This is a genomic window from Buttiauxella agrestis ATCC 33320, assembly GCF_000735355.1.
In the GTDB taxonomy this organism is placed as follows: Bacteria; Pseudomonadota; Gammaproteobacteria; order Enterobacterales; family Enterobacteriaceae; genus Buttiauxella; species Buttiauxella agrestis.
This window is the reverse complement of sequence record NZ_JMPI01000063.1, coordinates 112755-134957: the sequence shown is the minus strand read 5'-3', so window position 1 is coordinate 134957 and position 22203 is coordinate 112755. Positions and strand designations below refer to the sequence as shown.

Genomic DNA, 22203 nt, shown 5'->3' with positions numbered 1-22203 from the left:
GGTTTTTTATTGCCTGGAGTTCACTGCTTATTAGTTAGTGGCGGGATATTCCTGAATCGTTACCTGCAACGTCAGCTTTTTATCTTCACGCATCACTTCAACAGGAATGACTGAGCCTGGGCGAATCTCCGCTACCTGGTCCATTGTCCCCAATGCGGATATGGCCGGTTTATGGTTCACGGAGATAATCACGTCATTAACCAAAAGACCTGCTTTTGCTGCCGGGCCATCAGGGGTAACTTCATTAACGATGATCCCTTGAATTTGATCGATACCCGTTGCCGGGCCATGCAATGGCGTAATCTCACGACCGCCAATACCAATATAGCCACGAATTACGCGTCCATCGCGGATCAGCTTATCCATGATTTTTGTCGAAAGCTGAGTCGGGATCGCAAAGCCGATACCTTCAGGGGTTTCGCCATCGTTACTTTTATCAAACGATAATGTATTGATGCCCATCAGCTCGCCGAGGGAATTGACCAGCGCACCACCGGAGTTACCATGGTTAATTGAAGCGTCCGTTTGCAGGAAAGACTGGCGGCCAGAAGGGCTAAGGCCAATACGGCCGGTTGCACTAATAATCCCCTGCGTAATGGTTTGCCCGAGGTTATACGGGTTACCAATCGCCATCACAACATCGCCAATATGCGGCATGCGCTTATTATTGATAGGGATGACAGGGAGATTGGTGGCGTTAATTTTCAGCACCGCTAAATCAGTCAGGCTATCTGAGCCAACCAATAAAGCTTCAAACACTCGGCCATCTTGCAGAGCAACGATGATTTGCTCGGCATCATTAATGACGTGTTTGTTAGTAATGATGTAGCCGCGTTCATCCATGATGACGCCAGAGCCGAGGGTTTTAATTTCTAACTGATTTTGTGAGTTGTTGCCGACACTGCGGTTGTAAACGTTGACCACAGCAGGCGCAGCGCGTCGCACCGCAGTGTTGTAGCTCAGCGGAGTTTCATCGGCACTGTCAAACTTCGAGGGTGCTAAGGGGATGATTTTTTGGCGCAGTGAAGGTAACGATACCAACAATATGCCAGCCACAATCAGGCCAATCACCACCGAGCGTAATATCTTCAGAAACATGGATTTGTATTAGTTAATAATAAGCCGGGAGCAGAATAGCATGAGTTAATCGGACATCGTATAGAGATGTCCGATTACTGAGCAGATTAGCGTACTAAGAGATAGATACTTTCTTCGCCGCGAGCCACATGCAAAGCAATAACGTCGGGTTTAGTTTCCAGAACCTTACGCATCTCCGCAATGCTTGAAACTCGTTCGCGGTTTACACCAATGATGAAATCGTCTTTGTGCAGGCCCGCTTGTGCCGCTGGCGTGCCTTTCTCAACGCTGTCGAGTTTGACGCCTTTAGTACCATCTTTGAGCTGACCATCGCTTAATGTCGCGCCCTGCAAGGCTGGCATAATTAGCTCGGCGTTCGCAGATGAGGCGGTGCTCTTATCAAGCGTAACGCTCACTTCCAGCGGTTTGCCGTCGCGCAGCAAGCCTAGTTTCACTACGGTTCCAGGCTCAGTAGTGGCAATTTTTGCGCGCAATTCGGCAAAACTGCTGATGGTTTTACCATTCAGGCTGGTAATCACATCACCCGCTTTCACACCCGCTTTTGCCGAACCCGATTGCGGTAAGACTTCGCTGACAAATGCGCCACGTTGGGTGGTCAGGTTGAATGCTTTGGCAATATCAGCACTCATCTCGGTGCCTTTAATACCAAGCAAGCCACGCTTGATCTCGCCAAATTGCATCAACTGTTTGGCCAGGGTCTGCGCCATATTGCTTGGGATAGCAAAGCCGATACCGACGCTGCCACCGCTTGGTGCGAGGATAGCGGTGTTAATACCAATAAGTTCGCCGTTCAAATTCAGCAATGCGCCGCCGGAATTACCACGGTTAATAGAGGCATCGGTCTGGATAAAGTTTTCCAGCCCTTCCAGGTTCAGACCGCTACGACCTAAAGCCGAAACAATCCCTGATGTTGCCGTTTGCCCCAGACCGAATGGGTTGCCGACCGCAACGGCAAAATCACCGACGCGCAGCTTATCGGAGTCGGCAACGGCGATTTGAGTCAGGCCACTTGCGTTCTGAATTTGAATCAGCGCGATATCACTTTGGTCATCGCCACCAATCAGTTTGGCATCAAATTCACGCCCATCATTGAGCTGCACGCTGATTTTTTCGGCATGATTGATGACGTGATTGTTAGTCAGCACATAACCTTTTTCGGCATTAATAATCACGCCTGAACCCAAACCCTCAAAAGGCTGGGCTTCCGAAGGAGGCATATCATCGCCAAAGAATTTCTTAAACTCTTCCGGGACTTTCTGGGCAGGCGCTGCCGCTGTCCCTTCTACCTGAACACTCACCACGGCAGGTAAAACTTTTTCCAGCATTGGTGCAAGGCTTGGCAAAGCCGGTTGACCCGGAATTTGTGCTGGCAACGCCGCATTCACCTGAGATGTCACACCGAACGTCAGTCCGACGCTTAACGCTAAGGCACTCAACAACAGTGTTTGTTTCTTCATTGATGGCTTGCTCTCGTGACCTGAACCTGGAAAAGGAAAACCCGATAACACTCCGATGTTATTGAAATATCAGCCGGGTAACAATGCTGTTATAGAGTGAAGTAACACAAGTAAATGATAGCTGTGCTGGAGAGAGATTGGGGTACGAAAGCGGTACCCCAAGAAAATATTCTGGATTTGTGATTAATCGCGTTTTGCGCGTTCGGTACGCAGCAAACCGGATGCGCCATCAGAGTAGTCACGCGGCATCTGCACCGGTGCCTGATCGTTGCTGGCTTCAGACTCAGCAAGGCGATTGCGGAATGGATTCTCTTCGGCTGACATTTCAGGCAGCAGGCTGCTGGAGCTTTTTGCCATGTGTTGATAAAGCTGGCGATAATCATGTGCCATGTTGTCCAGCAACTCGGCGCTGCGGGCAAAGTGGCTGACTAACTCTTCGCGATACTCTTCAAGTTCTGCTTTGTTTTTCTCAATCTCGTACTGCATTGCCTGCTGCTGACGCAGCTTGCGGTTGCCAAAACGCATAGCAACTGCACCAACGATGATGCCAACAACTAACCCAATTAGCGCATATTCCCAGGTCATGAACTTCTCCCGTTGTCTTGTGTTTCCGTAGGGTAATGTAGCCACTATAACCGTTAACCTAAGAGAAGTGGAATCCTGACGCAGCATCGCTTAGGGTAGAACGGCCTTTTTTCGACAACCGTCCCTTTTTGAGCATTAAGTAAACGGCAATCCGATTTTTAAGGAAATACCATAATACCATGCAAAATCTCTCCCCAGCATCGCGCTACCAACAAGCCCTGAATGAGGGCAGCTACCAACCTGATGATGTTCAGCGTGAGGCCGTAACCCGGTTGGACGCTATCTGGCAGGCTTTGAGCGAGCAAAAGCCGACTGAGCCTGTGAATGGTGGTTTCTTTGGCAAACTCTTTGGCAAACGTAATGTCGCGGTGAGTCAGGAATCGGTTCGCGGGCTGTATATGTGGGGCGGAGTAGGGCGTGGGAAAACCTGGCTCATGGATATGTTTTTTCAGAGTCTACCTGGCGAACGCAAGTTACGGCTGCATTTCCACCGTTTTATGCTGCGTGTCCATGAAGAGTTGGCGGCGCTTCAGGGGCAAACCGATCCCCTGGAAGTGATTGCTGACCGCTTTAAAGCAGAAACAGACGTTCTATGCTTCGATGAATTTTTTGTCTCTGACATTACAGATGCCATGCTGCTTGGCACGCTGATGCAAGCTTTGTTCGCGCGTGGGATCACGCTGGTGGCTACATCTAATATTCCACCTGATGAATTGTACCGTAACGGCTTGCAGCGCCCGCGCTTCATCCCTGCGATTGATGCGATTAAACGGCACTGTGAAGTGATGAATGTCGATGCCGGTATTGATTACCGACTGCGAACGCTGACTCAGGCCCATCTCTGGCTTTCCCCGTTGAACGACGAAACCGCGCAGCAGATGGAAAAACTCTATGCCGCGTTAGCAGGTACGGCGAGGGAAGGGGAACCGGTGCTCGAAATCAACCACCGTCCGTTAGCCACGTTAGGTTTGGCGAATCAGACACTGGCGGTAGATTTCAATACGCTATGCGTTGACGCCCGGAGTCAGCATGACTACATCGCGCTCTCACGTCTCTTCCACACTGTGATGCTATTTAATGTGCCCGTGATGAACACCCGTAACGAAAATGAAGCGCGGCGGTTCATTGCGTTGGTGGACGAGTTTTACGAACGTCACGTCAAATTGGTGGTTTCAGCGCAGGTTCCGCTGTTCGAGATTTACCAGGGGGAGAGATTGCGCTTTGAATTCCAGCGCTGTCTGTCGCGTCTGCAAGAAATGCAAAGTGAAGAGTATTTACGCTTGTCGCACATGCCGTGAACCGCAGTTTGAACGCAGAGTGACCATAAAGTGTGACAAAAACTACAAAAAGGTTCGACCTTTAGGGGCGACTTCCCTATAATCTTGCGACCCCACGTTACAACCAAAGTTTTTTTCCCAAAACTTGGTCGTGCTGGCATTGGCTATTCGAAGGGGTAGGTTTGCCGGACTTTGTCGTGTGAACCTTGAACTGATTTTAAACGTTTGGGTGAACACCTACGTGTAACTATATATTGGGTAAGCTTTTAATGAAAACTTTTACAGCTAAACCAGAAACCGTACAGCGCGACTGGTTCGTTGTTGACGCTGACGGTAAGACCTTAGGTCGCCTGGCTACTGAATTGGCTCGCCGTCTGCGCGGTAAGCACAAAGCGGAATACACTCCGCACGTTGATACTGGTGATTACATCATCGTTCTGAACGCAGAAAAAGTTGCTGTAACCGGCAACAAGCGTACTGACAAAGTGTATTACCATCACACCGGCCACATCGGTGGTATCAAACAAGCGACCTTTGAAGAGATGATTGCCCGCCGTCCTGAGCGTGTGATTGAAATCGCGGTTAAAGGCATGCTGCCAAAGGGCCCGCTGGGCCGTGCTATGTTCCGTAAACTGAAAGTTTACGCGGGCACCGAGCACAACCACGCGGCACAGCAACCGCAAGTTCTGGACATTTAATCGGGATTATGGCAATGGCTGAAAATCAATACTACGGCACTGGTCGCCGCAAAAGTTCCGCAGCTCGCGTGTTTATCAAACCGGGCAGCGGCAAAATCATCATCAACCAACGTTCTCTGGAACAGTACTTCGGTCGTGAAACTGCCCGCATGGTAGTTCGTCAGCCGCTGGAATTGGTTGATATGGTTGAGAAATTCGATCTGTACATCACTGTTAAAGGTGGTGGTACTTCTGGTCAGGCTGGTGCGATCCGTCACGGTATCACCCGCGCTCTGATGGAGTACGACGAGTCTCTGCGTGGCGAACTGCGTAAAGCTGGTTTCGTTACTCGTGATGCTCGTGAAGTTGAACGTAAGAAAGTCGGTCTGCGTAAAGCACGTCGTCGTCCTCAGTTCTCCAAACGTTAATTGTCCTCTGCTTTTGCAGAATACAATTCGCGAAAAGCCCGGTCTTGTACCGGGTTTTTTTATGCCTGAAAATTATATTTAGCGTTGCTAACTATTTGATGTTGAATGTGTTTCAGACGAATTCCAGATCCATTCCCCACAAAACCCGTAAAATCTGGTAAACTATCAACCAATTTTCTGCCCAAAGGTCGGCATCCGGTTGTTTTCGCCTTGTTTTCTGGCGACTGGTGGTTTTCCGGCGTATCTGGGTATCAAACGGTCAGGTTAGTTGCCGCTTACTGCGGCCATTAGCAGTAATTTTCTGAATAAACTTGGAGGTTTTCATGGCTGTCGCTGCCAACAAACGTTCGGTGATGACGCTGTTTTCCGGTCCTACTGACATCTATAGCCACCAGGTACGTATCGTCCTGGCTGAAAAAGGTGTTAGCGTTGAAATTGAGCATGTGGAAACGGATAACCTGCCTCAGGATCTGATTGACCTCAACCCAAATCACAGCGTACCGACCCTGGTTGACCGCGAACTTACTCTGTGGGAATCCCGCATCATCATGGAATATCTTGATGAGCGTTTCCCGCACCCACCATTAATGCCGGTTTACCCGGTTGCACGTGGTGAAAGTCGCCTGTACATGCATCGTATCCAGAAAGACTGGTATTCCCTGATGCACATCGTGATGAACGGTTCTGCTCAAGAAGCTGATGCTGCACGCAAGCAATTACGTGAAGAATTGCTGGCAATCGCACCTGTATTTACTCAGAAACCTTTCTTCCTGAGTGATGAGTTCAGTCTGGTAGATTGCTACCTGGCACCACTGCTGTGGCGTTTGCCGCAGATGGGTATTGAGCTGACAGGCGCAGGTTCTAAAGAGATGAAAGGTTATATGACTCGCGTATTTGAGCGTGATTCATTCCTCGCTTCTCTGACCGAGCCTGAGCGCGAAATGCGTCTGCAAACCCGGGGCTAATTGATGGATATGTCACAATTGTCACCACGTCGTCCGTATCTACTTCGTGCTTTTTACGAGTGGCTGCTGGATAACCAGCTCACACCGCATCTGGTGGTGGATGTGACATTGCCTGGCGTACATGTTCCTATGGAATATGCTCGCGACGGGCAAATTGTCCTGAATATTGCACCACGTGCAGTAGGAAACCTGGAATTGGCCAACGGTGATGTGCGTTTTAACGCGCGCTTCGGTGGTGTGCCACGCCAGGTATTTGTTCCTATGGCCGCGGTTCTGGCTATTTATGCTCGTGAAAACGGCGCTGGTACAATGTTCGAACCAGAAGCCAGTTATGACGAAGATGTTGAAAGTCATAATGATAACGAGCAGTTGTCGTCTGATTCAGAAATGGTCATGCAAGTGATTGATGGCTCACGCCCCGATCACGATGAAGATGACAACGACCCGGATAACGAGCCACCTCCGCGTGGTGGTCGTCCGGCGTTGCGCGTAGTGAAGTAATTCAAAGATATTATCCGCGTAGCTTGCCAGTAAAAATGCAAATCGAAGCCAGTCTCAGGACTGGCTTTTTATTGCCTTAAATAAACCTGGCAACTGCATCTTTACGTAAGCCAAGATTTGCTGTGTTATGATTCGACAATACTATTTGCCATGCTTCTTCCCTAAAACGGCCAAATCCCGACGCTATGAGCACATTTGACGAGCAACCATCTGAGATGACAGAAACCATCGGGCATACGATGCGCCGTCGTCCTCTTGCGCGTAAAAAACTCTCGGAAATGGTGGAAGAAGAACTTGAGCAGATGATTCGCAGACGTGAGTTTGCAGAGGGTGAGCAATTACCGTCTGAACGTGAGCTGATGGCATTTTTTAATGTTGGACGCCCTTCAGTGCGTGAAGCCCTGGCAGCACTAAAACGAAAAGGTTTGGTGCAAATCAGTAATGGCGAGCGCGCTCGCGTATCTCGCCCTTCAGCAGATACCATTATTGGTGAGTTATCTGGCGTGGCAAAAGATTTCCTTTCGCGGCCAGGTGGCATTGCTCATTTCGAACAGCTACGTATGTTCTTTGAATCCAGCCTGGTCCGCTATGCCGCTGAATTCGCGACAGATGAACAAATAGCCCGCCTTGCAAAAGCGCTTGAGCTGAATAATCAGGCTCTGGATGATAACGAACTCTTTATTCGATCCGACATCGAATTCCACCGTGAACTGGCAGAGATCCCTGATAATCCGATCTTCATGGCCGTGCACGTTGCCTTGCTCGACTGGTTGATTGCCGCGCGGCCAACGGTTGCTCAGGATATTTTGCATGCCCACAATAATGTGAGTTATCAGCAGCATATTGAAATTTATAATGCGATCCTTGCACGCGATCCCGATGCTGCTGACAGCGCATTAAAGGCTCATCTGAAAAGCGTTTTCGCCTCCTATTACCCCACGCCCCGTAAACGCACCGCAAAAAAATAGCTGCGCTAATTTGAGATCCTCCCCACTTCTACGTAAGTAATTTCTGATCACCCATCATTATTTCATATGAGCCAGATCTCATCCTGACCTCTTCGATATGTGGTGTTTACTTTTTGATCTGGTATAACAGGTATAAAGGTATCCCTTATCATTTGAATATCAGACAACAAAGAGGCGTTTATGGCACAGAATCTTCGCGGTGTGATGCCCGCATTGCTTACTCCGTTTAACCCGCAACAACAGATCGACACCGACAGTTTGCGCCGTCTGGTTCGTTTCAATATTGAGCAGGGCATTGATGGCCTTTATGTCGGTGGTTCCACTGGCGAAGCATTTTTGCAGACCACGCAAGAACGTGAGCAAGTGCTGGAAATTGTCGCCGAAGAAGCGAAAGGCAAGGTGACATTAATTGCACATGTGGGTGGTATCAGCACCCATGAGAGTCAGACTCTGGCGAGTGCAGCACACCGTTATGGATTCGATGCCGTTTCAGCGGTCACGCCGTTTTACTATCCGTTCAGCTTCAACGAACACTGTGACCACTATCGCGCAGTTATTGATTCGTCTGGTGGGTTGCCGATGGTGGTTTACAACATTCCGGCTCTTAGCGGTGTGAAGCTCTCGCTTGAACAGATTGATACCTTAATCAGCTTGCCGGGCGTCGGGGCGTTAAAGCAAACCTCGGGTGATCTCTATCAGATGGAGCAGATCCGTCGTGCTCATCCGGATCTTGTGCTCTATAACGGTTATGACGAGATCTTCGCTTCTGGTCTGTTGGCAGGGGCTGACGGCGGTATTGGCAGCACTTACAACGTAATGGGCTGGCGATATATGGCAATTAAAAATGCCGTACAGGAAGGAGATGTTCAACGAGCCAGACAGCTTCAAAGTGAATGCAACAAGGTCATTGATTTGCTGATTAAAGTCGGTGTTTTCCGCGGGCTGAAAACAATTCTGCATTATATGGATGTGCTGGCAGTGCCGCTTTGTCGCAAACCTTTTGCATCGGTTGAGGAGCAATATCTGCCTGAACTTAAAGCACTCGCGGCGCAGCTTCAGAAAGAACGCGCCGCGCTCTGAATGGCATATGCAAACCGTGGTGCCGTAGACCATACCTAATCAGACCTAACCAGAGGGCGGGTTTTTGCGAACTCGCACCGGGAGTGCTTTATGAATAACACTGCCCAACAGATCCCGTGGTACCGCCATTTAACTAAGCCGCAATGGAAAGCATTTTCAGCAGCATGGATTGGCTACTTATTGGATGGTTTTGATTTTGTCTTGATAGCGTTAGTACTGACTGAAATTCAAAGTGAATTTGGCCTGACGACTGTTCAGGCGGCGAGTCTTATCTCAGCGGCGTTTATTTCGCGCTGGTTTGGTGGGCTGGTATTAGGCGCGATGGGCGATCGTTATGGCCGCAAACTCGCCATGATAACCAGTATCGTGTTGTTTTCTTTCGGGACGTTAGCGTGTGGTTTTGCACCTGGTTTTACCACTATGTTCCTGGCCCGGCTACTGATTGGCATGGGGATGGCGGGTGAATACGGTTCCAGCGCGACCTATGTGATTGAAAGCTGGCCGAAACATCTGCGTAATAAAGCGAGTGGCTTTTTGATATCTGGCTTTTCTGTCGGCGCAGTGATTGCCGCTCAGGTCTATAGCGTTGTGGTTCCAGCATGGGGTTGGCGCGCGCTGTTTTTCATCGGTATTTTGCCCATTATTTTCGCGTTATGGCTGCGTAAAAACATCCCTGAGGCTGAGGACTGGAAAGAGAAGTTTGCTGATACAAAACCGACCAAAACCATGGTGGACATTTTGTACCGTGGCGAACATCGGTTTATTAACATTGGCCTGACGATTGTCGTCGCAACAGCGCTGTATTTCTGCTTTGCCGGTAATCTGGGCAATGCGGTACTTGTCGCAGTATTGGGTTTAATCTGCGCCGCCATATTCATTAGCTTCATGGTGCAAAGCAGCGGCAAACGCTGGCCGACCGGTGTGACCTTAATGGTCGTCGTTTTCTTTGCCTTCCTCTACTCCTGGCCGATTCAGGCGTTGCTACCCACCTATCTGAAAACGGAACTGGCCTACAACCCAACAACCGTGGCGCATGTTCTGTTCTTTAGCGGATTTGGTGCCGCTGTCGGCTGTTGCGTGGGAGGATTCCTGGGGGATTGGTTAGGCACACGTAAAGCCTATGTCTGTAGCCTGCTGGTGTCTCAACTACTGATCATTCCTGTCTTCGCCATCGGCGGCGGAAATATCTGGGTTCTGGGTTTACTGCTGTTCTTCCAACAGATGTTAGGCCAGGGAATTTCAGGGATTTTGCCTAAGTTGATTGGCGGTTACTTTGATACTGAACAGCGTGCTGCGGGACTTGGTTTTACCTATAACGTTGGTGCATTAGGCGGGGCACTCGCTCCGATTATTGGGGCCACTATTGCGCAACGTCTTGATTTAGGGACTGCACTGGCATCGCTTTCGTTTAGCCTGACATTTGTGGTTATTTTGTTGATTGGTCTGGATATGCCATCGCGCGTTCAGCGCTGGATTCATCCAAATGCGGTGCGAACGCACGATGCCATTGATGGTAAACCATTTAGTGGGGCCGTAAAGATGGGCGCGGCTAAAAGTCGGGTCATGCAAAAAGCGGTCAAATAACAGAGCATAAAAAAGCCCGGTGACTTTACTATCGCCGGGCTTTTTTGCATTTCACTTCGTTAGACTTCGAGGAAGTTCAGGATCCCATCAGCGGCTTTACGGCCTTCGGCGATAGCTGTAACCACCAGGTCAGAACCACGAACGGCGTCACCACCGGCAAAGATTTTCGGGTTGCTGGTCTGGAATGGATTATCGCTGCCTTCCGGTGCCAGAATACGTCCCTGGCTATCCAACTCAACGCTGTGTTTTTCTAACCACTGCATGGCGTGAGGACGGAAACCAAACGCCATAATGACGGCATCGGCAGGGACAACATGCTCAGAACCGGCAACGATTTCCGGACGACGGCGGCCATTGGCATCCGGCGCGCCCAGCTCAGTACGCGCAACTTTCACGCCTGATACGCGCCCATTGGCATTCACTTCCACACCAAGCGGCTGCACGTTGAACTGGAACTCAACACCCTCTTCACGCGCATTTTTCACTTCGCGTTTAGAACCTGGCATGTTCTCTTCATCACGGCGATAAGCACAGATAACATGCGTTGCGCCCTGGCGAACCGAACTACGCACGCAGTCCATCGCGGTATCACCACCGCCAAGTACCACAACACGTTTGCCTGACATATCCACATATGGCTCTTCTGGTGAATCACCGAAGCCCATAATTTTCTTGGTGTTAGCGATGAGGAACGGCAGGGCATCAAATACGCCTGTCGCATCTTCATTTTCTAAACCACCGCGCATTGACTGGTAAGTCCCCACGCCCAGGAATACTGAATCAAACTCTTTCAGCAGGTCGTCAATGTGAACATCGCGGCCAACTTCAGTATTCAGTTTGAATTCGATACCCATGCCGCTGAAGATCTCACGGCGTTTAGTCATCACTTCTTTTTCCAGTTTGAATGCTGGAATACCGAAGGTCAGCAGGCCACCAATTTCCGGGTGGCGGTCATAAACTACCGCTTTCACACCATTACGCGCTAACACGTCGGCACATGCCAGGCCAGCAGGACCAGCACCGATGATAGCGACACGTTTACCGGTTTGTTTCACGCCGGTCAGATCTGGTTTCCAGCCCATCTCAATCGCTTTATCGTTGATATAGCGCTCGATGTTACCGATGGTCACGGCTCCAAACTCATCATTGAGCGTACAAGAACCTTCGCACAGACGGTCTTGCGGGCAAACGCGACCACATACTTCCGGCAGGCTGTTTGTCTGGTGAGACAGTTCAGCCGCTTCGATAATGCGCCCTTCATTGGCCAGTTTCAGCCAGTTGGGAATGTAGTTATGTACCGGGCATTTCCATTCGCAGTACGGGTTGCCGCAGGACAGACAGCGATCTGCCTGCGCTTTAGCCTGGCCTTCTGAGAACGGCTCGTAAATTTCTACAAATTCAATTTTACGGATCTTAAGCGGCTTCTTTGGCGGATCAACTCGCTGTAAGTCGATAAATTGATAAACGTTTTGACTCATCTTATCCCCTTACTGCGCCTGCACCCGCAGCTCAGCTGCGGAACGACTACGGTGACCCAACAATGCTTTGACATCACTGGACTTCGGTTTAACCAACGTGAATTTAGAGGCAAATGCCGGCCAGTTTGCCAGAATTTCTTCACCGCGCTGGGAACCCGTCAGTTGCACATGCTCGGTAATCATACCGCGCAGATGTTCTTCGTGGATGGCCAGTTCTTCAACATTGATAAGCTCAACCAGCTCAGGGTTAACACGCTTACGGAAATCGCCGTCCTCATCGAGCACATAAGCGAAACCACCGGTCATACCTGCACCGAAGTTCACGCCTGTTTTGCCGATGATGCAGACAATACCGCCAGTCATGTATTCACAACCGTTATCGCCAATGCCTTCAACCACGGTAATGGCTCCGGAGTTACGCACGGCGAAACGCTCACCCGCGCGGCCAGCAGCATAAAGTTTGCCGCCGGTTGCACCGTACAAACAGGTGTTACCGATGATGGTCGCTTCATGGCTACGGAAGGCCGAGCCAACCGGAGGACGCAAGGAAATCAGACCGCCTGCCATACCTTTGCCAACATAGTCGTTAGCATCGCCAGTCAGATGCAATTCAACACCACCTGCGTTCCACACACCGAAGCTTTGCCCGGCGGTGCCGCTGAAATGCGCTTTAATCGGATCGGCTGCCAGACCCTGATCGCCATTATGCGTCGCGATATAACCTGACAGCGTGGCACCCACTGAACGGTCAGTGTTGCGGATATCAAACCAGAACGTTTTGCTCTGTTTGTCGTCGACATACTGTTTCGCTTGAGCGAGCAGTTGCGCGTTCAGGTCGCCTTTATCAAATGGCGGGTTATTCTCGGTGCAGAACACCGCTTTGCCCGGCATAGGTTCGGCTGTTTTTAACAGGTTCGACAGATCAAGGTTTTGCTGTTTCGCAGTGAAACCATCCAACTCTTTGAGCAGATCGGTACGGCCAATCAGGTCGACCAGGCGCTTCACGCCTAACTGCGCCATCAACTCACGGGTTTCACGAGCAATGAATTCAAAGTAGTTAGTCACTTTGAACGGCAGGCCGTGATAGTGGTTCTTACGCAGTTTTTCATCCTGAGTTGCAACACCGGTTGCGCAGTTGTTCAGGTGGCAAATACGCAGATATTTACAACCTAATGCGACCATTGGTCCGGTACCAAAACCGAAGCTTTCTGCACCAAGAATCGCGGCTTTGATGATGTCTAAGCCCGTTTTCAGACCGCCATCAACTTGCAGACGAATCTTGTGACGCAGGCCATTCGCCACCAGTGCCTGCTGTGTTTCCACCAGACCCAGTTCCCACGGGCAGCCGGCATATTTCACGGATGACAGCGGGCTTGCACCTGTACCACCGTCGTACCCGGCGATAGTAATCAGGTCGGCATAAGCTTTAGCCACGCCGGTCGCGATGGTGCCAACGCCTGGTTCGGAAACCAGTTTGACGGAAATCATCGCTTTCGGGTTGACCTGCTTAAGGTCGAAAATCAGCTGCGCCAAATCCTCGATAGAGTAAATATCGTGATGCGGCGGTGGTGAAATCAGCGTAACGCCAGGCACGGAATAACGCAGTTTCGCGATATACGGCGTGACTTTATCACCCGGTAGCTGGCCGCCTTCGCCTGGTTTTGCACCTTGCGCGACTTTAATCTGGATGACATCAGCATTCACCAGGTAAGCCGGGGTGACGCCGAAACGACCAGACGCGACCTGTTTGATACGGGACACCTTATTGGTGCCGTAACGCGCAGGATCTTCACCGCCTTCGCCGGAGTTAGAATTCCCGCCAATGCTGTTCATTGCTTCTGCCAGGGATTCGTGTGCTTCCGGGCTTAATGCGCCGATAGACATCGCCGCAGTGTCAAAGCGCTTGTACAGCTCAGTGGCTGGCTCCACGTCTTCGATTCTGACTGTTTCACCTTGCGGATCGAGTGCGAGCATATCGCGCAGTGTTGCCACCGGGCGCTCGTTCACCAGCTTCGCGTACTCCTGATAATCTTTGTACTCGCCGCTGTTCACTGCTTTTTGCAGCGTCTGAACCACGTCAGGGTTGTAAGCGTGATATTCGCCACCGTGAACGTATTTCAGCTGACCACCCTGATCCAACGGCTTGCGTGCGAGCCATGCGCGTTTAGACAGGTTCAGCAAATCTTGTTGGAAGTCGTTGAAGCCTGCACCACCAATACGGCTAACAACGCCCTGGAAGCACAGCTCAGAAACTTCTTTATGCAGGCCAACCGCTTCAAACAGCTTCGAGCAACGATAAGAGGCGATAGTCGAGATGCCCATTTTGGACATGATCTTGTACAGCCCTTTGTTGATGCCGTTGCGGTAGTTCTGCATCACTGCGCGGTAAGATTTTTCAATCGCGCCGTTATCAACCAGTTTCGCCAGCGTTTCGTAGGCGAGGTACGGGTAGATTGCCGTCGCGCCAAAGCCAAGCAGAACAGCGAAGTGGTGCGGGTCACGTGCACTTGCGGTTTCAACGATGATGTTGGCATCGCAACGCAGATTCTTCTCGACCAGGCGAGTCTGAATCGCACCTACCGCCATTGGCGCTGGAACCGGCAGGCGATCTTTCGCGATATTACGGTCAGACAGCACCAACAGAACCGTGCCGTTGCGTACCATACGCTCAGCTTCATCGCACAGTGCGGAAACTGTTTCGTGCAGTGATTGAGCAGAAGCATCGTAAGTGATGTCCAGCGTGTCTGCGCGATAGTGCTGTTCTTCAAGGGAGGTCAGCTGTTGGAAATCAGACCACAGCAGAATTGGCGATTTGAAGCTCAGGCGGTGGGCCTGGCCTTCTGCTTCACAGAAGACGTTCATTTCACGGCCAATGCTTGTCGCCAGAGACATTACGTGTGCTTCACGCAGCGGATCGATTGGCGGGTTTGTCACCTGCGCAAACTGCTGGCGGAAGTAGTCGTAAATAATACGTGGCTGGCTGGAGAGCACGGCAAATGGGGTATCATCACCCATTGAACCGACCGCTTCCTGGCCATTTTCACCCAACACGCGAATGACAGAATCCAGCTCTTCGCTGCTGTAGTTAAACTGTTTTTGGTAGCTTGCGAGTGTATCGTCATCCATTTCGCGCGAGCCAACTTCTTCGTCTGGCAAATCTTCAAACGGCACCAGGCGGCGAACGTTGTTCTCCATCCACTCTTTATACGGGTGGCGGCTTTTTAAATCGGCATCGGTTTCAGCTGAATGCAGGATGCGACCAATACGCGTGTCGATAACCATCAACTCGCCAGGGCCGACGCGGCCTTTTTCCACCACTTCATCAGGCTGGTAATCCCAGATCCCAACTTCAGAAGCACAAGTAATCAGCTTGTCTTTAGTGATGACGTAGCGCGCCGGACGCAGGCCGTTACGGTCCAGGTTACAGGCGGCGTAGCGCCCATCGGACATAACGATACCGGCCGGACCATCCCATGGCTCCATGTGCATGGAGTTAAAGTCAAAGAACGCACGCAGTTCTGGGTCCATGTTCGGGTTGTTCTGCCAGGCTGGCGGCACCAGCAAACGCATCGCACGAACGATATCCATACCGCCTGCTAGCAGCAGTTCCAGCATGTTGTCCATGGAGCTTGAGTCGGAACCCGTTTCGTTCACGAATGGCGCTGCGTCATGCAAATCCGGGATCAGTGGAGTCTGGAATTTATAGGTACGCGCACGCGCCCACTGGCGGTTACCGGTGATGGTGTTAATTTCACCGTTGTGTGCCAGATAGCGGAACGGTTGAGCCAGCGGCCAGCGTGGCACGGTGTTGGTGGAGAAACGCTGGTGGAACAGGCAAATTGCTGATTCCAGACGTAAGTCCGCCAGGTCCAGGTAAAAGCGCGGCAAATCTGCCGGCATACACAGACCTTTATAGATATTGACCAGGTTTGAAAGACTACATACGTAGAAGTCTTTGTCCTGAATACGTTTCTCAATGCGACGGCGAGCAATGAACAGGCGACGTTCCATATCACGTGGACGCCAGCCAGCCGGGGCATTAACAAAAATTTGTTCGATGCGAGGCTTTGAGGAGAGGGCGATTTCACCGAGTACGTCTTCATTGGTTGGCACTTCGCGCCAGCCAACAATCGACAGGGTTTCGTTTTGCAACTCTTCTTCAACGATGCGGCGGCTTGCGCTCGCCAGAGCGTCGTCTTTATTTAAGAAAATCATGCCGACGGCATAATTTTTTGCCAAACGCCAGCCACGCTCTTCCGCAACGATTCGGAAGAAACGGTCAGGCTTTTGCAACAGCAGGCCACAACCATCACCGGTTTTACCATCGGCGAGGATTGCTCCACGGTGTTGCATTCGGGCCAGTGCGTGAATAGCAGTACGCACTACCTTGTGGCTAGGTTCGCCTTCTATGTGGGCGATCAGGCCGAAACCACAGTTATCCTTCTCAAGGGATTTATCGTACAACATATCAGTGAACCTCCCCAGGCTCTACGTGATTCCCGATACCGTTTGCGTCCAGACGCAGCAAGGGCATGGCGACGGGGTTTGCGCATCTACGCTTACCTCGCGTGTCGCCCTCTTTATGTCTAACGCATCCGGTTGCACAAGTATTGAGGACTTGCTTTAGAGGGAATCTTAATTACTGCATAAATATGATGGGCACAGAACCCATCCAGAAAGCTTCCAGCGGATTTCCAAGTTATCGGGAAAGCGCACACAGGTCAAATGGCATTCTTATTTATACAAATATGTGCTAAATGACATTTAACGTTATGAAATTAAACATTTTATTATCATTTTTATCGTATTTAAACGGCAAGGGAATCGCTTGGGTTATGTGATCTCTCTCACTGTATGAGAGGCTGCAAAATTCCAGACCATGCTGGCAATGATGTTATTGGCAGGATCTTATGCTAACAACGCGGTTTCGCGTGTTGTATGACACTGTTTTTCACAAGGGCACATATTCTTTAAAAATAGCGGGTCAACATAAGGAAAAGTAATCATCTTTTAGATGCGTAAAATTGCACTAATTGTGAATTTATATTCAATGGATAAAGCTGCGCCAGAGCGATTGATCCAGGTCATCGCTAAATTGGGCAGATAATGGCAGGCTACGTCCCTTTTACAGGGCGGCCCATCAGATTATGCAGTTACAAAAATTAGTCAATATGTTTGGTGGCGATCTTCAGCGTCGGTATGGTCATAAAGTCCATAAACTCACGCTGCACGGCGGTTTTAGCTGCCCAAATCGTGATGGCACAATTGGTCGTGGCGGTTGTACGTTCTGCAATGTTGCGTCATTTGCCGATGAAGCCCAACAAAACCACTCTATCGCCGACCAACTCGAGCGCCAGTCGCAACTCGTCAATCGCGCTCAACACTACCTTGCCTATTTCCAGGCATACACCAGCACATGGGCCGAAGTGCAGGTGCTGCGCTCGATGTATCAACAGGCTGTCAGCCAGGCGAGCATTGTGGGGTTATGCGTCGGGACGCGCCCGGATTGCGTACCGGATAGCGTGCTGGATTTGCTCAGTGAATATCATGAAAAAGGCTATGAGGTTTGGTTAGAACTGGGACTGCAAACGGCACATGATAAAACGCTGCATCGTATCAATCGCGGGCATGATTTTGCCTGTTACCAGGAAACCACTCGCCGTGCTCGTGCACGTGGCCTGAAAGTCTGTAGCCATCTGATTGTCGGCCTGCCGGGTGAAGGGCAGGAGCACTGCATGGAGACGCTGGAGAAAGTGGTCGAAACCGGCGTTGATGGCATCAAGCTCCACCCTCTGCACATAGTGAGTGGCAGCACGATGGCTAAAAGCTGGCAGGTAGGGCGCTTACAGGCGATTGAATTAGAAGAGTATGCGACAACTGCCGGTGAGATGATTCGCCATACTCCGCTTGATGTCGTCTTCCATCGTATTTCGGCTAATGCCCGCCGACCCACGTTGCTGGCACCGCTGTGGTGTGAGAACCGCTGGAGCGGAATGGGGGCGATTGACAGCTATCTGAATGAGCACGGTACGCAAGGCTCGGCACTCGGTACCCCGTGGAACCCGACAATTCTGTTGTAAATCCTGAGCGTGAGATCTTTTTGCGGTATATTTAGCAGATTGAAGGCGAGGGAAACGTTCCATGAAGCAAATCCGGTTACTGGCACAATATTACGTTGATTTGATGGTGAAGCTCGGATTAGTGCGCTTCTCTTTGTTGCTGGCCTCCGCCCTGGTGGTGCTGGCTATTGTGGTGCAAATGGCCGTGACGATGCTGTTGCGCGGCCAGGTTGAAAGCATTGATGTTGTGCGCTCCATCTTTTTTGGCCTGTTAATTACGCCATGGGCCGTCTATTTCCTTTCTGTGGTCGTTGAACAACTTGAAGAGTCGAGGCAGCGGCTGTCAAAACTGGTGCAAAAACTCGAAGAGATGCGCGAGCGAGATCTGAAACTCAATGTGCAGCTCAAAGACAATATCGCGCAATTGAACCAGGAAATTGCTGACCGTGTGAAAGCGGAAGACGAACGTCAGACGATGCTTGAGCAGCTCAAAGTTGAGATGCAGGAACGCGAAGAGACGCAAATCCAGCTTGAGCAACAATCTTCATTTTTACGTTCATTCCTCGATGCCTCTCCAGATTTGGTTTTCTATCGTAACGAAGACAAAGAGTTCTCAGGCTGTAACCGTGCGATGGAACTGTTGACCGGTAAGAGTGAGAAGCAGCTGATAAGCCTGAAACCGGAAGATGTCTATTCGCCAGAAGCGGCGCAGAAGGTTATCGAAACCGACGAGAAAGTGTTCCGTCATAATGTGTCGCTAACCTACGAACAATGGCTGGATTATCCGGATGGCCGTAAGGCGTGTTTTGAAATCCGTAAAGTTCCCTACTACGACCGGGTCGGCAAACGCCATGGTTTAATGGGCTTTGGCCGCGACATTACCGAGCGTAAGCGTTACCAGGATGCGCTTGAACGCGCCAGCCGTGATAAAACCACATTCATTTCGACGATCAGCCATGAACTGCGTACACCGCTAAACGGTATCGTCGGCTTAAGCCGCATATTGCTTGATACTGAGCTTAACCCGGAACAGACCAATTACCTCAAAACGATTCATATTTCAGCGATAACTCTGGGTAATATTTTCAACGATATCATTGATATGGATAAGCTTGAACGCCGCAAGGTTCAGCTTGATAACCAGCCAATCGATTTCACCAGTTTCCTTGCTGACCTGGAAAACCTTTCTGGTTTGCAGGCGCAGCAAAAAGGACTGAAGCTGGAAATGAACCCGACATTGCCGCTGCCACATAAAGTGGTGACGGACGGTACGCGCCTGCGCCAGATCCTCTGGAATCTCATCAGCAACGCCGTGAAATTTACGCCAAAAGGCGGCCTGGTTTCGGTGCGCGTGCGTTATGAAGAAGAAAATACCTTACGCTTTGAAGTCCAGGATTCTGGCATTGGCATCCCGCAGGATGAGCAGGACAAAATCTTCGCCATGTACTATCAGGTGAAAGATAGCCACGGTGGTAAACCGGCAACGGGTACCGGGATTGGTTTGGCGGTGTCGCGCCGCCTGGCGAAGAGTATGGGCGGTGATATTACCGTCAGCAGTAAGCCGGGTGAAGGCTCGCTATTTACTTTGACCATCCAGGCTCCTCGCGTGGCGGATGAAATCGAAGACACGCTCGACGATGACGAAATGCCTCTGCCTGCATTGCACGTTCTGCTGGTGGAAGATATTGAACTCAACGTGATTGTTGCGCGTTCGGTGCTCGAGAAACTTGGCAACAGCGTAGATGTTGCGATGACAGGTAAAGAGGCGCTGGAAAAATTCACCCCAGGTGAGTATGACCTGGTGCTTTTAGACATTCAGTTACCTGATATGACTGGGCTGGATATTTCCCGGCAACTGACCACGCGTTATGCGCGTGAAGATTTACCACCGCTGGTGGCATTGACTGCTAACGTATTGAAAGATAAAAAAGAGTATCTGGATGCCGGCATGGACGATGTGCTGAGCAAACCCCTCTCGGTTCCGGCGTTAATGGCGATGATCCAAAAATTCTGGGACAACCAACAGTCAGAGTCTAAGAAGGAGTCTCAAGTGCCTCAAGTTAATAGCGAAAAACAGCAAGCATTGCTCGATATCCCGATGCTTGAGCAGTATATGGAGCTTGTCGGGCCAAAACTGATTACTGATGGGCTGGCGATGTTTGAAAAAATGATGCCGGGCTACCTGAGTGTGCTGGACTCCAACATGACGGCTCGCGACCAGAAAGGGGTTGTGGAAGAGGGGCATAAGATTAAAGGCGCTGCGGGTTCTGTAGGGTTGCGCCATTTGCAGCAAGTTGCCCAGCAAATTCAGTCACCGGATTTACCTGCCTGGTCGGAAAACGTGGGTGAATGGATTGAAGAGTTGAAACAAGAATGGCAGCACGATGTTGACGTTCTGAAAGCTTGGGTTGCAAACGCTCCCAAAAAATGACCCCGGATAAACCGGGGTGCGCGAATTCTGCGCCAACACCAGGGAAAAAGTAGGCTGCGCCGTTGAGTTATAAGTCTTTATCCAAATGGCGCAGCCGATAATCTCGTGTGCTGCTCAGGCATTAAGATAGCAAATCTTAAATAGTTTGTTACATGAAACAGTAAAATGTGTGAAGCATAGCGATCAAATCGTCATAACTAATGATGGAAGTCGCGTGATGAAAAGGAATAGCTGAATGAAGAAGATTGGTGTGGTGCTCAGTGGTTGCGGGGTCTACGACGGAAGCGAAATTCAGGAAGCTGTTATTACCCTGTTAGCAATCGCTCGCTCTGGCGCTGAAGCTGTTTGCTTTGCACCCGACAAACCTCAAGCAGATGTTATTAATCACCTCGCTAATAATGAGTCTTTAGAGCATCGAAATGTGCTTGTTGAGGCGGCTCGAATCACCCGTGGAGTGGTGACGCCATTGGTTCAGGCCGATGCCAGCGAATTGGATGCGCTGATCGTTCCTGGTGGTTTTGGGGCAGCGAAAAACCTGTGCAATTTTGCAAGTCTCGGCAGCGAGTGCGTGGTGGATATTGATTTACGTCGTCTGGCTCGCGATTGCCATGCACAGGGTAAACCGCTTGGCTTTATCTGTATTGCCCCGGTGATGCTGCCAAAAATTCTCGATGTTCCGGTGCGTTTGACCATCGGCACTGATATTGATACGGCAGAAATTGTTGAAGAGATGGGGGCTGAACATGTTCCATGTCCGGTTGACGACATCGTGGTTGATGAAGAACACAAAGTGGTGACGACGCCTGCTTATATGTTGGCCACACGCATTGATGAAGCGGCATTAGGTATAGAAAAACTGGTGGCTCGCGTTGTGAGTATGATTGCATGAAGAAAGGGCGTGTTGCGCTCTTATCCACCCTCAAGCGTTGGCTATTACGCTTTGCGCTGGCGCTGGTGGGAGTTTGGTTGGTAGGGATAATCCTGTTCAGCTTTATGCCGGTACCGTTTTCGGCAGTCATGGTCGAACGGCAATTCAGCGCCTGGTTCTCAGGTGATTTTGGTTACGTGGCGCATTCAGATTGGGTCAGCATGGACGAAATCTCACCGTGGATGGGGCTTGCAGTTATTGCGGCAGAAGATCAGAAATTCCCGGACCATTGGGGGTTTGATGTTTCCGCGATTGAAAAAGCCATTGCACACAATGAACGCAATGAAAATCGCGTTCGCGGTGCGTCAACGCTTTCCCAGCAAACGGCGAAAAACTTGTTTTTATGGGATGGACGGAGCTATGTTCGCAAAGGCCTGGAGGCGGGAATAACGCTCGGTATGGAAGTGGTGTGGACGAAACGCCGCATTCTCACGGTGTATCTGAATATCGCAGAATTTGGTGACGGAATTTTTGGCGTGGAAGAAGCTTCGCAGCGTTACTTCCATAAACCAGCAAGTCGCCTGACGGCCTCGGAAGCTGCTTTGCTTGCCGCAGTATTACCTAATCCCATTCGCTTTAAAGCGAATGCACCTTCAGGTTATGTTCGGCAGCGCCAGCAATGGATTTTGCGCCAGATGCGCCAGCTAGGTGGCGAATCGTTTATGGCGCAGCATGAATTGAAGTGAG

Annotated in this window: 17 protein-coding genes; 12 read left to right on the top strand and 5 right to left on the bottom strand. The window is 50.5% G+C overall.

Annotation, left to right across the window (positions count from 1 at the left end; genetic code table 11):
* Nucleotides 1-30 precede the first annotated feature (30 nt).
* From degS to zapG, 3 genes are all read right to left on the bottom strand, one after another.
* Complete coding sequence (gene degS, locus GBAG_RS18205; protein WP_034498886.1) at nucleotides 31-1098, bottom strand: outer membrane-stress sensor serine endopeptidase DegS; 1068 nt, start codon at nucleotides 1096-1098, stop codon at nucleotides 31-33.
* An 86-nt stretch (nucleotides 1099-1184) separates the two neighbouring features.
* Nucleotides 1185-2555 carry a serine endoprotease DegQ gene (gene degQ, locus GBAG_RS18200; RefSeq protein ID WP_034498885.1) on the bottom strand — a complete coding sequence of 457 codons (1371 nt, stop codon included), beginning with the start codon at nucleotides 2553-2555 and terminating at the stop codon, nucleotides 1185-1187.
* A gap of 183 nt (nucleotides 2556-2738) precedes the next feature.
* Nucleotides 2739-3140 carry a Z-ring associated protein ZapG gene (gene zapG, locus GBAG_RS18195; RefSeq protein ID WP_034498884.1) on the bottom strand — a complete coding sequence of 134 codons (402 nt, stop codon included), beginning with the start codon at nucleotides 3138-3140 and terminating at the stop codon, nucleotides 2739-2741.
* 179 nt (nucleotides 3141-3319) lie between these two features.
* Here zapG and zapE point away from each other — a divergent pair, with 179 nt between their 5' ends.
* The 8 genes from zapE (at nucleotide 3320) to GBAG_RS18155 (ending at nucleotide 10620) form a co-directional block, all read left to right on the top strand.
* Complete coding sequence (gene zapE / locus GBAG_RS18190) at nucleotides 3320-4438, top strand: cell division protein ZapE (RefSeq protein ID WP_034498883.1); 1119 nt, start codon at nucleotides 3320-3322, stop codon at nucleotides 4436-4438.
* 248 nt (nucleotides 4439-4686) lie between these two features.
* Entirely contained in the window at nucleotides 4687-5115 is a 429-nt protein-coding gene (gene rplM, locus GBAG_RS18185; RefSeq protein ID WP_034459800.1) for a 50S ribosomal protein L13, read from the top strand.
* 14 nt (nucleotides 5116-5129) lie between these two features.
* Nucleotides 5130-5522, top strand: a complete 393-nt coding sequence (gene rpsI, locus GBAG_RS18180; RefSeq protein WP_034459799.1) for a 30S ribosomal protein S9 — start codon at nucleotides 5130-5132, stop codon at nucleotides 5520-5522.
* Nucleotides 5523-5845: 323 nt separating this feature from the next.
* On the top strand, nucleotides 5846-6487 hold the full coding sequence (gene sspA, locus GBAG_RS18175; protein WP_034498882.1) for a stringent starvation protein SspA: 642 nt from the start codon (nucleotides 5846-5848) through the stop codon (nucleotides 6485-6487).
* A gap of 3 nt (nucleotides 6488-6490) precedes the next feature.
* A complete protein-coding gene (gene sspB, locus GBAG_RS18170; protein WP_034498881.1) occupies nucleotides 6491-6988 on the top strand; it encodes a ClpXP protease specificity-enhancing factor in 498 nt (165 codons plus the stop codon).
* A 185-nt stretch (nucleotides 6989-7173) separates the two neighbouring features.
* Entirely contained in the window at nucleotides 7174-7956 is a 783-nt protein-coding gene (locus GBAG_RS18165; RefSeq protein ID WP_034498880.1) for a transcriptional regulator NanR, read from the top strand.
* A 180-nt stretch (nucleotides 7957-8136) separates the two neighbouring features.
* On the top strand, nucleotides 8137-9036 hold the full coding sequence (gene nanA / locus GBAG_RS18160; RefSeq protein ID WP_034498879.1) for an N-acetylneuraminate lyase: 900 nt from the start codon (nucleotides 8137-8139) through the stop codon (nucleotides 9034-9036).
* A gap of 90 nt (nucleotides 9037-9126) precedes the next feature.
* Complete coding sequence (locus GBAG_RS18155; protein ID WP_034498878.1) at nucleotides 9127-10620, top strand: MFS transporter; 1494 nt, start codon at nucleotides 9127-9129, stop codon at nucleotides 10618-10620.
* 59 nt (nucleotides 10621-10679) lie between these two features.
* On the opposite strand, the gene GBAG_RS18150 is transcribed toward GBAG_RS18155, so the two are convergent.
* On the bottom strand, nucleotides 10680-12098 hold the full coding sequence (locus tag GBAG_RS18150) for a glutamate synthase small subunit (RefSeq protein WP_034498877.1): 1419 nt from the start codon (nucleotides 12096-12098) through the stop codon (nucleotides 10680-10682).
* Between the two features lie 9 nt (nucleotides 12099-12107).
* Nucleotides 12108-16565 carry a glutamate synthase large subunit gene (gene gltB, locus GBAG_RS18145; protein WP_072011213.1) on the bottom strand — a complete coding sequence of 1486 codons (4458 nt, stop codon included), beginning with the start codon at nucleotides 16563-16565 and terminating at the stop codon, nucleotides 12108-12110.
* A 680-nt stretch (nucleotides 16566-17245) separates the two neighbouring features.
* On the opposite strand from gltB, the gene mnmL reads away from it, so the two are divergent.
* The 4 genes from mnmL to mtgA all read left to right on the top strand — a co-directional run bounded on the left by mnmL (nucleotide 17246) and on the right by mtgA (nucleotide 22202).
* Nucleotides 17246-18178, top strand: coding sequence for a tRNA modification radical SAM protein MnmL/YtqA (gene mnmL / locus GBAG_RS18140; RefSeq protein ID WP_034498876.1), 933 nt, complete (start codon nucleotides 17246-17248; stop codon nucleotides 18176-18178).
* Between the two features lie 61 nt (nucleotides 18179-18239).
* Nucleotides 18240-20588 (top strand): aerobic respiration two-component sensor histidine kinase ArcB, encoded by a 2349-nt coding sequence (gene arcB, locus GBAG_RS18135; RefSeq protein ID WP_034498875.1) that lies wholly within the window; start codon nucleotides 18240-18242, stop codon nucleotides 20586-20588.
* Nucleotides 20589-20823: 235 nt separating this feature from the next.
* Complete coding sequence (gene elbB / locus GBAG_RS18130) at nucleotides 20824-21477, top strand: isoprenoid biosynthesis glyoxalase ElbB (RefSeq protein ID WP_034498874.1); 654 nt, start codon at nucleotides 20824-20826, stop codon at nucleotides 21475-21477.
* Nucleotides 21474-22202, top strand: coding sequence for a monofunctional biosynthetic peptidoglycan transglycosylase (gene mtgA, locus GBAG_RS18125; protein ID WP_034498873.1), 729 nt, complete (start codon nucleotides 21474-21476; stop codon nucleotides 22200-22202). The genes elbB and mtgA overlap by 4 nt, the downstream gene beginning before the upstream one ends.
* Nucleotide 22203 lies beyond the last annotated feature (1 nt).